Genomic DNA, 13,288 nt, shown 5'->3' with positions numbered 1-13,288 from the left:
GCCCGACCATGGGGAGAGTCATGACCGACATCGCCACGCAGTCCACCGACACCGTTCCCGCCCACGGCGTCGCCCTCACAGACGCCGCCGCCGAGAAGGTGAAGAGCCTGCTGTCGCAGGAGAACCGCGACGACCTGCGGCTCCGGGTCGCCGTCCAGCCCGGCGGATGCTCGGGCCTGATCTACCAGCTCTACTTCGACGAGCGGTACCTCGACGGCGACAAGACGGTCGACTTCGACGGCGTCGAGGTCATCGTCGACGACATGTCGGTGCCCTACCTCGACGGCGCGAAGATCGATTTCAAGGACACGATCTCGGAGCAGGGCTTCACGATCGACAACCCCAATGCCGCCGGCAGCTGCGCCTGCGGCGACAGCTTCCACTGATCCATCCCGGGCTCCCTCGATCGGTGCCGGCCATCCTGAGCGGATGGCCGGAACTCCGTAAGAGGTTGCCCTAGACTGGCATGAGTCTGACCTTCATGTCCCCGAAAGGTGCACTGTGCGCGTCAATCGCCGACTCCGTTGGGTAGCTCTCCCGCTCACGATCGCCTCCGCGGTCGCGCTGGCGGGCTGCAGCCCCACGACAGCGAACGGCTTCCTCCCCGGCTTCGACGAGGAGGGCGGCCAGGCGACGAACCACACGTCGATGATCGCCGGCCTCTGGACCACGTCGTGGATCGTCGTCCTCGCCGTCGGCGTCATCACCTGGGCCCTCATGGGCTGGGCGGCCATCGCCTACCGGCGTCGTAAGGGGCAGTCGGGTCTGCCCGTGCAGCTGCGCTACAACATGCCGATCGAGATGTTCTTCACGATCGCTCCGGTCATCCTCGTGCTGGGCTTCTTCGCCTTCACCGCTCGCGATCAGACGATCATCGAGACGCAGCACGAGACCCCTGACGTCTGCATCACCGCGATCGGCAAGCAGTGGGCATGGGACTTCCAGTACAACGGCTCCGACTGCAACGACACCGAGGAGTCCGTCTGGACGATGGGTGTCCAGGCGCAGACCGACGCGCAGGGCAACATCACCAACGAGCTCCCCGAGCTCGTCCTCCCCGTCAACAAGAAGGTGACGCTGCAGCTCGAGTCTCGCGACGTCATCCACTCGTTCTGGATCGTGGACTTCCTCTACAAGAAGGACATGTACCCGGGACGCGACAACTACTGGTCCTTCGTCCCCACCAAGGAGGGCGAGTACGTCGGCAAGTGCGCCGAGCTCTGCGGCCAGTACCACTCGATGATGCTCTTCAACGTGAAGGTCGTCTCGGAGTCCGAATACGAGAACTACATCGCTTCGCTCGAGGCCCAGGGGCAGACCGGCGACATCGATGACGTCCTCGATCGACAGCAGAACGCACCGGGCACCGGCGCACCTGCCGCTGAGGGAGAGAACAACTGATGGCCACCATCACGCCTCCGGCACCGACCCTTCCCCCTCGCCAGGCGGCACTGCTGAGCCGCTCGCGCGTCGAGCACAAGGGCAACATCGTGGTGAAGTGGATCACCTCCACCGATCACAAGACCATCGGGTACATGTACCTGATCGCGTCCGTGCTGTTCTTCATGCTCGGCGGCGTCATGGCGCTGATCATCCGTGCGGAGCTCTTCGAGCCCGGCATGCAGGTGGTGCCGACCAAGGAGCAGTACAACCAGCTGTTCACGATGCACGGCACGATCATGCTGCTGATGTTCGCGACGCCGCTGTTCGCCGGCTTCGCCAACGCACTGCTGCCGCTGCAGATCGGCGCGCCCGACGTCGCGTTCCCGCGACTGAACGCCTTCGCGTTCTGGCTCTTCACCTTCGGCTCGACGATCGCCGTCGCCGGCTTCCTCACCCCGCAGGGTGCGGCCGCGTTCGGATGGTTCGCCTATCAGCCGCTGGCGAGCGAGAGCTTCAGCCCGGGTGCCGGTGGTGACCTCTGGATGCTGGGCCTCGGCATGAGCGGTTTCGGCACGATCCTCGGTGGCGTCAACTTCATCACCACGATCATGACGATGCGCGCGCCGGGTATGACGATGTGGCGCATGCCGATCTTCAGCTGGAACACGCTGGTCACCAGCATCCTGATCCTGATGGCGTTCCCGGTCCTGGCGGCGGCGATCTTCGCCGCGGCAGCCGACCGCATCCTCGGCGCTCACGTCTACGACCCGGCGAACGGCGGTGTCCTGCTCTGGCAGCACCTGTTCTGGTTCTTCGGCCACCCCGAGGTGTACATCATCGCGCTGCCGTTCTTCGGCATCGTCTCGGAGATCTTCCCGGTGTTCAGCCGCAAGCCGATCTTCGGCTACAAGACCCTCGTCTACGCGACCATCGCGATCGCGGCCCTCTCGGTGTCGGTCTGGGCGCACCACATGTACGTGACGGGTGCCGTCCTGCTGCCGTTCTTCGCCCTCATGACGATGCTCATCGCCGTCCCCACGGGCGTGAAGATCTTCAACTGGATCGGCACGATGTGGCGGGGTTCCATCACGTTCGAGACGCCCATGGTCTTCGCATTGGGCTTCCTGGTCTCGTTCGTCTTCGGTGGTCTGACGGGCATCATCCTGTCCTCGCCGCCGCTGGACTTCCACGTCTCCGACTCGTACTTCGTCGTGGCGCACTTCCACTACGTCGTCTTCGGAACCGTCGTCTTCGCGATGTTCGCCGGCTTCTACTTCTGGTGGCCGAAGTGGACCGGCAAGATGCTGAACGAGCGCCTCGGCCTCGTGCACTTCTGGCTCCTGTTCATCGGCTTCCACATGACGTTCCTCATCCAGCACTGGCTCGGCGCCGATGGCATGCCGCGACGCTACGCCGACTACGCGATGCAGGACGGCTGGACCTGGCAGAACCAGGTGTCGACGATCGGCTCGATGATCCTCGCGGCATCGATGGTCCCGTTCCTTCTGAACGTCTGGATCACGGCCCGCACCGCGCCTCGCGTCACGGTCAACGACCCGTGGGGCTACGGAGGCTCGCTCGAGTGGGCGACCAGCTGCCCGCCGCCCCGCCACAACTTCACGTCGATCCCGCGTATCCGCAGCGAACGCCCCGCATTCGACCTGAACCACCCCGAAGCCGGCATTCCGGTCGGCGTGGGTCCCGCGAAGGACGCACCCGACGCCCCGGTGGTCGATCTGACGAACGGTGAGGTCAAGTAAGTGAAGACCAACGTCAACCTCTGGTGGATCCTGACCGCGTTCTTCGGTCTCGTCGCCGTCGTCTACGTGGCGTGGAACATCATCGCCCACCCGCAGCTCCCGGTGTTCAACCGGATCGAGTGGGTCGGCTCCGTCGCCCTCGTCTTCGTGACGGCGATGGGTGCGATGATCGCGTTCTACACGAGCCGTGTCGAGAAGGCGCAGGGCGGCGTCCTCCCCGAGGATTCGCTCACCGCTGACATCGACGACGGCGACCCCGAGATGGGCGAGTTCTCCCCCTGGTCCTGGTGGCCGCTGGTGCTCGCCGGTTCGGCAGCCGTCGCGTTCATCGGGCTCGCCGTCGGCGAGTTCATGATCCCGATCGGGCTCGGCATCTTCGTCGTCGCGATCGTCGGCTGGGTCTACGAGTACTACCGGGGCTACTTCGCCCGCTGAGTCCCCGTGCGCATCCATGCAGGCGTCCGATCGGACGTCGGAGGCTACCGCGACGTCAACCAGGACGCCGCCTTCGCATCGCCGTTCGCCGCAGCTGTGGCGGACGGCGTCGGCGGTGGTCCGTCCGGCGACCTCGCATCCGCAGCGATCATCCACAAGCTGATCACCCTGCGTGGTGCACTCCCGTCCGCGGCAGAGCTCATCGAGCGGCTGAAAGCCGCGAACTGGGACATCGGTGCACACATCCGCCGCGATGCCGCACTCGCGGGGATGGCGAGCACACTGACCGGTGTGTGGCTCACCGCCGGTGAGGAGCTCATCGTGGCGCACACCGGCGACTCCCGGGCCTACCTCCTGCGGGACGGCGGCTTCGTGCGTCAGACGCGGGACGACTCCTTCGTGCAGGCCCTGGTCGACCGGGGGCTCGTCCGTCCCGAGGATGCCTGGACGCACCCGCGCCGCAACGTCATCACCGCATCCTTCGGCGGCAACGACGAAGACGTCATCCGGGTCGAGACGCGCGACGTACGTGCCGGCGATCGATGGTTCCTCTGCAGCGACGGCGTCACCGACTACCTACCCGAGGACGCACTGGCAGAGGTCCTCCACGGGGAGACGGACCCGGTCCGAGCGGCACACGCTGTCGTCGAGCTCGCGCTCGAGGCGGCGTCCCGCGACAACGTGACGGCCGTCGTCTGCGACGTCGTGGGCGATCAGCCGGACGCCACCGTGGTGCCGGTGATCGCGGGTGCTGCGGCTTCTCGTTGGACCGAGGTCATCGAGGCGGGCCTGGCGAGCGCCTGAGCGGGCGCTCGGCGGCGACTACGCCTCAGCGCGCACCGGCATCACGAGCGGGTCGAAGACCCGGGGGAGCGGGCCGGATGCCGCGTCCACCGGCATCCCTTCGCGAGCCCAGTACTCGAACCCGCCGATCATCTCGCGCACGGTGTAGCCGAGCTGCACGAACTCGACCGCGCCGCGGGCGCCGCCGTTGCAACCGGGGCTCCAGCAGTAGACGACCACCGGGGTGCCCGCCGGGATCTCCTGCGGTGCGCGGGTCGCGATCTCCCGGTAGGGCATGTGCAGCGCGCCACGCGCGTGTCCCTGGTCCCACGCCTCTCGGTTGCGCACGTCGACGAGCACGAACCGGTCGCCGGCCTTCTGAGCGGCGTAGACGTCGCTGGGGTCCGTCTCGTGCTGCAGCTTCGTCTGGAAGTAGGCGAGTGCGTCTGTGGGGGAGGAGGTCATGTCTCGACGCTAAGGGAATGACAATGCGGCGGGGCCTGACCTGTCGGTCAGACCCCGCCGCATTTCTGCCAGAGAGGCGGTCAGCTGTTCGAGCTGTCGTCCTTCTTCCGCGGCGCGTCGTCGACCACGATGATGTTCGACGGGCGGTTGGCGGTCTCGGGGTTGTGGCCGTCGTCGATCGGGTGCAGCGGCGCGTTCGGCACGCCGGCACGCTCGTGAGCCCCGCGGAGCTCCTCCTGCTCCTCGTGCGCGATGTGCTCGAGCGCGTGGTGCTGGTGGGCGATCGCAGCATCCAGCTCGGTCTGCGTGACCGGCGAGAGGCGGTCCTCGAAGAACCAGCGCGACAGCGAGGCGCGGACGTTCTGGTGCCAGGGGATACGGCCGTTGTCGTTGGGACGGACCACCAGGGGCTCGTGGACCTCGAAATCGATCAGCTTGACACGCTCGTACGCGTCGACGGGCTGGTGGACCTCGATGTACTCGCCGCCGGGCAGGCGGACGATACGACCCGACTCGTAGCCGTGGAGCGCGATCTCGCGGTCCTTCTTCTGCAGTGCGATGGCGATCCGCTTCGAGACGAAGTAGCCGACGATCGGACCGATGAACAGCAGCGCCTGGAGGGAGTGGATCACCCCTTCCATCGTCAGGTGGAAGTGCGTGGCGATGATGTCCGACGACGCGGCTGCCCACAGGACGGCGTAGAAGATGACGCCTGCGACACCGATGGCGGTGCGGGTCGGCGCGTGACGCGGCCGCTGCGCGATGTGGTGCTCGCGCTTGTCACCCGTGACCCACGCCTCGATGAACGGGTAGACCGCCACGAGGACGATGAACAGACCGAGCACCGCGACCGGGAGCAGGATGCCGAACGAGAACGTGTGGTCGAACAGGACCAGGTCGAGGTTCGAGGGTGCCAGACGCAGGGCGCCGTCCGCGAAGCCGATGTACCAGTCGGGCTGGGTACCCGCGGAGACCGGGGACGGGTCGTACGGACCGTAGTTCCAGATCGGGTTGATCGTGAACATCGAGGCGATGAGGACGAGCACACCGAACGTGATGAACAGGAAGCCGCCCATCTTCGACATGTAGATCGGGACCATCGGGTAGCCCACGACGTTGTCGTTCGTGCGGCCGGGACCGGCGAACTGGGTGTGCTTGTTGATGATCATCAGCATCAGGTGAGCTGCGATCAGGGCGATGAGGATCAACGGCAGCAGCAGGATGTGCAGCGTGTAGAGGCGGCCGACGATCGCCATACCCGGGAACTCGCCGCCGAAGAGGAGGTACGAGGTCCAGGTGCCGATCAGCGGCAGACCCTTGATCATGCCGTCGATGATGCGGAGGCCGTTGCCCGAGAGCAGGTCGTCCGGCAGCGAGTAGCCGGTGAATCCGAGCGCCATGGCGAGGATGAACAGGACGAACCCGATCACCCAGTTGAGCTCACGCGGCTTGCGGAACGCGCCCGTGAAGAAAACGCGCAGCATGTGCACGCCGATCGCGGCGATGAACAGCAGCGCGGCCCAGTGGTGCAGCTGGCGGACGAGCAGACCACCGCGGAGGTCGAAGGAGATGTTCAGCGTCGACTCGAGAGCAGCGGACATCTCGATGCCGCGCAGCGGTGCGTACGCGCCGTTGTAGTGCGTGGGCGCCATCGAGGCTTCGAAGAAGAACGTCAGGAACGAGCCCGACAGGAAGACGACGACGAAGCTCCAGAGCGCGATCTCGCCCAGCATGAACGACCAGTGGTCGGGGAAGATCTTGCGGCCGATCTCCTTGACGAGCCCGGAGATGCTGGTGCGCTCGTCGAGGTAGTTGGCCGTGGCGCCGATGAAGCGGCCGCCGAGCGGCTTCTCAGCCGGCTTGGCCACCGCTGTGGTGGACGAGGATTCAGTCACGGTGCTCAATGACGCTCCCAGAAACTTGGCCCGACGGGCTCTTCGAAGTCGCTCTTGGCGATCAGGTATCCGTCTGCGTCGACCGTGATGGGCAGCTGGGGGAGCGGGCGGGCGGCCGGGCCGAAGATGACCTCGGCGCCGCGCGACACGTCGAACTGCGACTGATGGCAGGGGCAGAGCAGGTGGTGGGTCTGCTGCTCGTACAGCGCGACGGGGCATCCGACGTGCGTGCAGACCTTCGAGTACGCGACGATCCCGTCGTAGGACCAGTCGAGGCGGTTGTACTCGGCGGGCAGCTGCTCGGGGAGCAACCGCATCAGGAGGACGATGGCCTTGGCCTTCTCCTCGAGGTATCCATCCAGGTGGTCGACGTCCTTGAGGGACTCGGGGATGACGTGCACAGCGGAGCCGAGCGCAACGTCGGCGGCGCGGATGGGGAGTCCGGACGGGTCGTGCGCGAGGCGCTCACCCTCCTTCCACATCGTGTGCTTGAGCAGCGCGACCGGGTCCCCCGCGAGCGGGTGCTCCTCGGAGGCGTGCGGCGCCAGGCCGCGGAACAGCGTCACGCCCGGGACGATCGAGGCGACGAGGGCAGCGATGAGACCGCCACGGATGGCGGTGCGACGGCCGAACCCGGACTCCTCGTTGGCCTCGCGGAAGACGTCGACGGCAGCCTCGCGTGTCGACTCCTTGCCGCGGGTCGAATGGCGCGCCTCGATGTGCTCCTTGTCGGGCATGATCGCCTTCGACCAGTGGATCGCAGCGATACCGATGGTCAGCAGCGCGAACCCGATGCCGAGGCCGATGAACAGGTTGTTCGCCCGGATGTCGCCGAAGGCGCCGCTCTCGATCGGGAACAGCATGTACGCGGCGACAGCCCAGAGGCTGGCGGCGAGAGAGATGTAGAACAGCGTGTAGACGGTGCGGACCGCGCGGGCCATGGCCGCCGGATCCTTGTCGGTCACGCGCTCGCGGTGCGGCGGCAGACCGGGGTTCTGCACGGGGTCGGCGACCGCGACGACGAGACCCGACGAAGGCTGAGGAGCCTTCTCGAGCGCCTGCGGCTCTTCCTCGTGTGACATTGTGCTCCTCGTCCGTGAAATTCTGTGCGTCAGTGGTGGGTCAGTTGGACTTCGCGGTGATCCACACCGCGATGCCGATCAGCGTGCCGATCCCGAAGATCCAGATGAACAGACCCTCGGAGACCGGTCCGAGCGATCCGAGCGTGAAGCCACCCACGGGCTCGCTCTTCTGGAGGTACATCAGGGACGAGATGATGTCGCGCTTCTCGTCGGGCGTGATGGTCATGTCGTTGAAGACCGGCATGTTCTGCGGGCCGGTGACCATGGCCGCGTAGATGTGCAGTGGGCTGGTCTTGGTCAGAGCCGGAGCGTACTTGCCCTCGGTCAGAGCACCACCGGCGGCGGCGACGTTGTGGCACATCGCGCAGTTGATGCGGAAGAGCTCGGCGCCCTCGGTGAGGTTGCCTTCACCGTCGAGGATCCGCTCGTCCGGGTAGGTCGGGCCGGGGGCGACCGACTGCACCCAGGCGGCCATCGCCTTGATCTGGTCCTCGGTGAACTGCGGAGCCTTCTGAGGAGCCTGCGGACCCTGGGCCTGCAGCGGCATGCGGCCGGTGGAGACCTGGAACTCGACGGACAGCTCTCCCACTCCGTAAAGGGAGGGGCCGTCCGCCGTGCCTTCGAGGTCGAGGCCGTGGCACGTCGCGCAGTTCGCCTGGAACAGCTTCTTGCCGTCCTCGACGGTGAGCGTGGAGGTCTCGGTCGACGTCGTCGAGGCCATCGCCGCGGACGCACCGGCGTAGATGCCACCCGTGAGCAGCAGGCCGACGCCGATCAGAGCGGCGGCCGCCCACTTGCTGCGACGGCCCGTCTGCCGACGCGGGGTCTTGGATGCCATTGAGGAACTCAGCTCCGCTCTGTGTTACCGGATGAAGTAGATGACGGCGAAGAGGATGATCCACACCACGTCGACGAAGTGCCAGTAGTACGACACGACGATCGCGGAGGTCATCTCCTTTCGACCGAAGTTCTTGACGGCGAAGGCGCGTCCGATGATGAGCAGGAAGGCGATGAGGCCACCCGTCACGTGGAGAGCGTGGAAGCCCGTCGTCAGGTAGAAGGCCGACGCATACGAGTCGGCGCTGATGGGCATGCCCTCCGCGATCAGGGTGGCGTACTCCCACACCTGACCGGACACGAAGACGGCGCCCATGATGAAGGTCACGTAGAACCACTCGACCATGCCCCACTGGCGGAAGTTCCAGAGGGAACCGCGGCGGTAGGGCTGGAAGCGCTCGGCGGCGAAGACGCCGGCCTGCGCCGTGAACGACGACAGCACCAGGATGAGGGTGTTCACCGCGGCGAACGGGATGTTCAGCAGCTCGGTGCGGGCGGCCCACAGCTCCGGCGAGGTGTTGCGGATCGTGAAGTAGATGGCGAAGAGGCCGGCGAAGAACATGACTTCGCTGCCGAGCCACACGATCGTGCCGACGGCCACCGGGTCCGGTCGTTTCACCGAACGCAGTGCCTGGTTGTATGTCGCGGGAGTGGTCGTCACGCTCCCCATTATGGCCGATGTTGGGGGAGGGTTTCGCATTCCTGAAGGTACTCGCCCCTTTCTCCGGCATCGGATCGTGCGATGTCCGGGCCGCGAGTCGCCTGACAGAGTGCTGAGTAGGATCGGGAGGCATGGCGGACATGTACTCCTGGCCCGAAATCCTCACCTCGGTGCTCTCCGGGCAGGACCTCAGCGTGTCGGAGTCGACGTGGGCGATGCGCCAGGTGATGCAGGGCGACGCGACTCCCTCCCAGCTCGCCGCCTTCCTCGTGGCGCTGCGCGCCAAGGGTGAGACGGTCGACGAGGTCGTCGGGTTCCGCGACGCCATCCTCGAGGCCGCGGTGCCTCTCCCGGTGCCGGCCGATGTGCTGGACATCGTCGGCACGGGCGGTGATCGTTACGGGACCGTGAACGTCTCGACCACGGCGTCGGTGATCGTGGCGGCCACCGGCATCCCGGTCGTGAAGCACGGCAACCGCGCCGCCAGCTCCAAGTCGGGGTCGTCGGACGTGCTCGCCGCGCTCGGCGTCGACCTGACGAGTACGCCGGAGCGGGTCGCCGAGGTGCTCGACGAGGTGGGCATCACCTTCGCCTTCGCGTCCGCCTTCCACCCCGGGTTCCGTCACGCCGGCCCCACGCGCGCCGAGCTCGGCATCCCGACCGTCTTCAACTTCCTGGGCCCGCTGTGCAACCCGGCGCGCGCGGAGGCCAACGCCGTCGGCGTGGCACACCTCGACCGGGTGCCGCTCATCACGGGCGTCTTCCAGACGCGCGGCGCGACGGCGCTCGTCTTCCGGGGTGACGACGGCATGGACGAACTCACCACGACGGGTCACAGCCGGGTCTGGGAGATCAGTCGAGGCGACGTCCGCGAGCACGACTTGGACCCCCGTGATCTGGGCATCCCGCGTGCGGAGATCGCCGACCTCCTCGGCGGGGACGCCGAGCACAACGCGGGCGTCGTCCGCCGTGTCCTGCGGGGTGAGACGGGACCGGTGCGCGACATCGTCCTCCTGAACGCCGCCGCAGGCATCGTGTCGTACCGCCTGTTCCGGGATGCCGGTCAGCTGCAGCTGTCCTTCGTGGAACGCCTCGCGGAGGCGTATGCCGAAGCGGCGGCGGCCGTCGACTCGGGCGCGGCAGCGGCGAAGCTCGACGCCTGGGTCGCGGCATCCGGGCGCTGAGGCCGACATGGATCCGATCGAGGCGCTGACGGAGATCGCTGAGCTCCTCGAGCGTGATCGCGCCTCCCGGTACAAGTCGAAGGCGTTCCGCGCCGCCGCGAAGACCCTGGCGGACCTGACCGCGGACGAGCGAGCCGACCTGCCCCGCCTCCGTGCGCGGAAGGGGATCGGCGAATCCACATTCGCCGTGATCAGCGAGGCGATGTCCGGTCGGGTGCCCACCTACCTCGCGGACCTCCGGGAGCGCGTATCACCGCCCGTCGCGTCGGCGCTGCGTTCGCATCTGCGCGGCGACCTGCACGCGCACTCCGAGTGGTCGGACGGTCTCACGTCCATCGACCTGATGGTCGAGGCGGCGCGTGCCCTCGGCCACGAGTACCTGGCGCTGACGGACCATTCGCCGCGCCTGCGCGTCGCCCGCGGTCTCTCCGCCGAGCGCCTGCGCGAGCAGCTGACGCTGATCCCCGGGTTCGGCGACGCGACGTTCACGCTGCTGAGCGGCATCGAGGTCGACATCCTCGACGACGGATCATTGGACCAGGAGGACGAGCTCCTGCGTTCGCTGGACGTCGTGGTCGCGTCGGCGCACTCGGCACTCCGCATGGAACGCGGGCCGATGACCCGGCGGCTCGTTGCGGCGGCATCCGATCCCCGTGTGGACGTGCTCGGTCACGTCACGGGCAGGCTCGTCTCGGGGTCGCGGGGGACGCGGCCGCCCTCGACCTTCGACGCGCGCGCGGTGTTCGAAGCGTGCGCCGAATACGGCACCGCCGTCGAGATCAATTCGCGCCCGGAGCGCGAGGATCCGCCGGACGACCTGCTCGCCCTGGCGATCGAAGCGGGATGCCTCTTCTCGATCGACTCCGATGCGCACGCGCCGGGGCAGTTGTCCCTGCTCGATCACGGTGCGATCCGCGCGGAGCGCGCGGGGGTTCCTCCCGAGCGCATCATCACGACGTGGCCGCTGACGCGCCTGCGGGACTGGAAGGCGTCGCGCTGAGTCACGCTCGGGCCGACAGCGCTGCTGCGGCTCGGGTCGCGGAGGATCCGAGCGACCAGGCCTCCGCGAGTCCGGCGACCGCGGTGTCATCGGGCGCGACGATGCGCGAGTCGACCTGTGGCAGCTCGAGCGTGCGGACGACTTCGACCACACGCGGGGCGACGTCGAGGTAGTCGCTCGCCGCGAGGATCTTCGTCCGCACGCCGGCGCTCATCCCTTCGCCGGCCTCGGCGGCCCGACGGATGCCGGGCAGGTCGCCGTGGGCCGCGAGGAGCGTGGCCGCCGTCTTCTCGCCGACCCCCGCGACTCCCGGGAGTCCGTCGGATGCGTCGCCGCGCATCGCGGCGAAGTCCGCGTACTGGGTCGGAAGGATCCCGTACTTGCTGACGATGACCGCGTCGGTGAGTTCTTCAAGCTTGCTCATGCCCCGCCCCGTGTAGACGACGCGGACGCCGCGCGCATCGTCGACGAGCTGGAACAGATCACGGTCGCCGGTGACGACATCGACGGGGATCGCGCTCGTCGAGGCCAGCGTGCCGATGACGTCGTCGGCCTCGTGCTCCGCTGCGCCGATGATGGGAATGCGGAGGGTCCCGAGAGCCTCGCGGATCACGGGCACCTGGATCTCGAGGGGATCGGGGACCTCCTCGACGTCCGGTGCCGTCGCGACTTCCCGCGCGACGCGGTGGGCCTTGTACGACGGGATGAGGTCGACTCGCCACTGCGGACGCCAATCATCGTCCCAGCAGGCGACGAGGTGGGTCGGCTCGTAGGTGGTGACGAGCTTCGCGATCATGTCGAGGAATCCCCGTACAGCGTTGACGGGCTGCCCGTCGGGCGCCTTCACGGTGTCGGGCACGCCGTAGAAGGCGCGGAAGTAGAGGCTGGCGGAGTCGAGCAGCATGAGGCGTCCGGTCACGTGCTCATCCTCGCATTCAGCATCCCGGACCGCTCGGGTCCTCGTCGCAGGTGCGCTGCACCAGCGCCGTGTCGACGTCGACGACGCGGATGAGGGTCGACGGCGCATCGATCGCGAGGGTGCCCGGGACGGCGAACCAGCCGCCGCCCGCGTCGGCCTCCGCGACGTAGCGGATGGTGACGCCCGCGCTGTACTCCCCGGGTGCGCTGTAGCTGTGGCTGGTGTCGGTGGCGGAGAACTGCGGGACGTCGAGCTCCTGCCAGGAACGCCCTGGCGTCCGAGTCTCGCGGGTGGTGCCGTCGCCGTAGTCGAAGACGAAGGAAACAGGGGTGAATCGAACGGTCACCGGGACGTCGAAGATCTCACCGTCCACCGTGTGCTCGGTGGCAGCGACCACGAAGTTGGTCGGCATGCCCACCACGCCGAACCCGTCGGGCTCGCCCACGACCTGCGGCGCTGAGGGCGCGAACTGCGCGACGTCGTCGATGGTGGCGGTGGTCGGATCGGGTGCCGCGGGCGCGGGATCCGGGTCCACGGGTTCCTGCTCCGCCTGCTCGGCACCGGGCAGTGGCGCTGAGCCGGGGGCGGTGACCGGGGCCGTGCAGGCGAGGTCGAAGGCGCAGTCGACCAGCCATTGCTCCCGCGTGCGGCCGCCCGGGTAGTACGCGTTCGGGTCGCGCGGGGGCGGAGGCGTCAGGATCGGGGCGTTCGTGCCGCCGCCGTTGTTCTCGTTGCCGCGGGCGGGTGAGGGAGGGGTCGTGGTCTCGGTGCGTGTGGCCCCGATCGAGACCGAGGAGCCGTTGCTCACGGCGTGACAGTCGTTTGTCCAGCTTTGATGACCGCAGCTGGTCGAACCAGGACTGGCAACGGCCAACGTAGAGATC

The 13,288-nt window shown here is 67.5% G+C and carries 14 protein-coding genes; 7 read left to right on the top strand and 7 right to left on the bottom strand.

Annotated elements, in window-relative coordinates; translation table 11 throughout:
- Positions 1-20: 20 nt before the first annotated feature.
- The 5 genes from erpA to AB0259_RS06455 all read left to right on the top strand — a co-directional run bounded on the left by erpA (position 21) and on the right by AB0259_RS06455 (position 4,382).
- Positions 21-386 carry an iron-sulfur cluster insertion protein ErpA gene (gene erpA, locus AB0259_RS06475; RefSeq protein ID WP_251580506.1) on the top strand — a complete coding sequence of 122 codons (366 nt, stop codon included), beginning with the start codon at positions 21-23 and terminating at the stop codon, positions 384-386.
- Positions 387-501: 115 nt separating this feature from the next.
- On the top strand, positions 502-1,401 hold the full coding sequence (coxB, locus tag AB0259_RS06470; RefSeq protein WP_251580507.1) for a cytochrome c oxidase subunit II: 900 nt from the start codon (positions 502-504) through the stop codon (positions 1,399-1,401).
- Positions 1,401-3,143 (top strand): cytochrome c oxidase subunit I, encoded by a 1,743-nt coding sequence (gene ctaD / locus AB0259_RS06465; RefSeq protein WP_251580508.1) that lies wholly within the window; start codon positions 1,401-1,403, stop codon positions 3,141-3,143. The genes coxB and ctaD overlap by 1 nt, the downstream gene beginning before the upstream one ends.
- Complete coding sequence (locus AB0259_RS06460; protein ID WP_251580509.1) at positions 3,144-3,578, top strand: cytochrome c oxidase subunit 4; 435 nt, start codon at positions 3,144-3,146, stop codon at positions 3,576-3,578.
- Positions 3,579-3,584: 6 nt separating this feature from the next.
- Positions 3,585-4,382: a protein phosphatase 2C domain-containing protein gene (locus AB0259_RS06455; protein ID WP_366219993.1), complete on the top strand. Its 798-nt coding sequence runs from the start codon at positions 3,585-3,587 to the stop codon at positions 4,380-4,382.
- Positions 4,383-4,400: 18 nt separating this feature from the next.
- Here AB0259_RS06455 and AB0259_RS06450 read toward each other — a convergent pair whose 3' ends face one another.
- The 5 genes from AB0259_RS06450 to AB0259_RS06430 all read right to left on the bottom strand — a co-directional run bounded on the left by AB0259_RS06450 (position 4,401) and on the right by AB0259_RS06430 (position 9,310).
- The gene (locus AB0259_RS06450) at positions 4,401-4,826 is read right to left on the bottom strand and encodes a rhodanese-like domain-containing protein (protein WP_366219994.1); all 426 of its coding nucleotides are present in this window, start codon (positions 4,824-4,826) and stop codon (positions 4,401-4,403) included.
- A gap of 80 nt (positions 4,827-4,906) precedes the next feature.
- Positions 4,907-6,730, bottom strand: coding sequence for a cytochrome bc complex cytochrome b subunit (locus AB0259_RS06445; protein ID WP_251580512.1), 1,824 nt, complete (start codon positions 6,728-6,730; stop codon positions 4,907-4,909).
- Positions 6,727-7,803, bottom strand: a complete 1,077-nt coding sequence (locus AB0259_RS06440; RefSeq protein ID WP_251580513.1) for a ubiquinol-cytochrome c reductase iron-sulfur subunit — start codon at positions 7,801-7,803, stop codon at positions 6,727-6,729. Before AB0259_RS06440 ends, AB0259_RS06445 begins: the two co-directional genes overlap by 4 nt.
- 40 nt (positions 7,804-7,843) lie before the next feature.
- Complete coding sequence (locus AB0259_RS06435; protein ID WP_251580514.1) at positions 7,844-8,641, bottom strand: cytochrome c; 798 nt, start codon at positions 8,639-8,641, stop codon at positions 7,844-7,846.
- A 24-nt stretch (positions 8,642-8,665) separates the two neighbouring features.
- Entirely contained in the window at positions 8,666-9,310 is a 645-nt protein-coding gene (locus AB0259_RS06430) for a heme-copper oxidase subunit III (RefSeq protein WP_064002312.1), read from the bottom strand.
- A gap of 122 nt (positions 9,311-9,432) precedes the next feature.
- On the opposite strand from AB0259_RS06430, the gene trpD reads away from it, so the two are divergent.
- Entirely contained in the window at positions 9,433-10,485 is a 1,053-nt protein-coding gene (trpD, locus tag AB0259_RS06425; RefSeq protein ID WP_366219995.1) for an anthranilate phosphoribosyltransferase, read from the top strand.
- Positions 10,486-10,492: 7 nt separating this feature from the next.
- Complete coding sequence (locus AB0259_RS06420; protein ID WP_366219996.1) at positions 10,493-11,485, top strand: PHP domain-containing protein; 993 nt, start codon at positions 10,493-10,495, stop codon at positions 11,483-11,485.
- Position 11,486: 1 nt separating this feature from the next.
- Here AB0259_RS06420 and AB0259_RS06415 read toward each other — a convergent pair whose 3' ends face one another.
- A complete protein-coding gene (locus AB0259_RS06415) occupies positions 11,487-12,404 on the bottom strand; it encodes a 5'-3' exonuclease (protein ID WP_366219998.1) in 918 nt (305 codons plus the stop codon).
- Positions 12,405-12,420: 16 nt separating this feature from the next.
- Positions 12,421-13,212 (bottom strand): hypothetical protein, encoded by a 792-nt coding sequence (locus tag AB0259_RS06410; protein WP_366220000.1) that lies wholly within the window; start codon positions 13,210-13,212, stop codon positions 12,421-12,423.
- Positions 13,213-13,288 lie beyond the last annotated feature (76 nt).

Source organism: Microbacterium sp. NPDC080005, from assembly GCF_040702445.1.
Classification (GTDB): domain Bacteria; phylum Actinomycetota; class Actinomycetes; order Actinomycetales; family Microbacteriaceae; genus Microbacterium; species Microbacterium oleivorans_D.
This window is presented reverse-complemented; position numbering and strand designations above follow the sequence as displayed.

Coding starts and splice junctions, on each gene's coding strand:
- erpA (WP_251580506.1), top strand. CDS start 21: ATGACCGACATCGCCACGCAGTCCACCGACACCGTTCCCGCCCACGGC.
- ctaD (WP_251580508.1), top strand. CDS start 1,401: ATGGCCACCATCACGCCTCCGGCACCGACCCTTCCCCCTCGCCAGGCG.
- AB0259_RS06450 (WP_366219994.1), bottom strand. CDS start 4,826: ATGACCTCCTCCCCCACAGACGCACTCGCCTACTTCCAGACGAAGCTG.
- AB0259_RS06440 (WP_251580513.1), bottom strand. CDS start 7,803: ATGTCACACGAGGAAGAGCCGCAGGCGCTCGAGAAGGCTCCTCAGCCT.
- AB0259_RS06435 (WP_251580514.1), bottom strand. CDS start 8,641: ATGGCATCCAAGACCCCGCGTCGGCAGACGGGCCGTCGCAGCAAGTGG.
- AB0259_RS06430 (WP_064002312.1), bottom strand. CDS start 9,310: ATGGGGAGCGTGACGACCACTCCCGCGACATACAACCAGGCACTGCGT.
- trpD (WP_366219995.1), top strand. CDS start 9,433: ATGGCGGACATGTACTCCTGGCCCGAAATCCTCACCTCGGTGCTCTCC.
- AB0259_RS06420 (WP_366219996.1), top strand. CDS start 10,493: ATGGATCCGATCGAGGCGCTGACGGAGATCGCTGAGCTCCTCGAGCGT.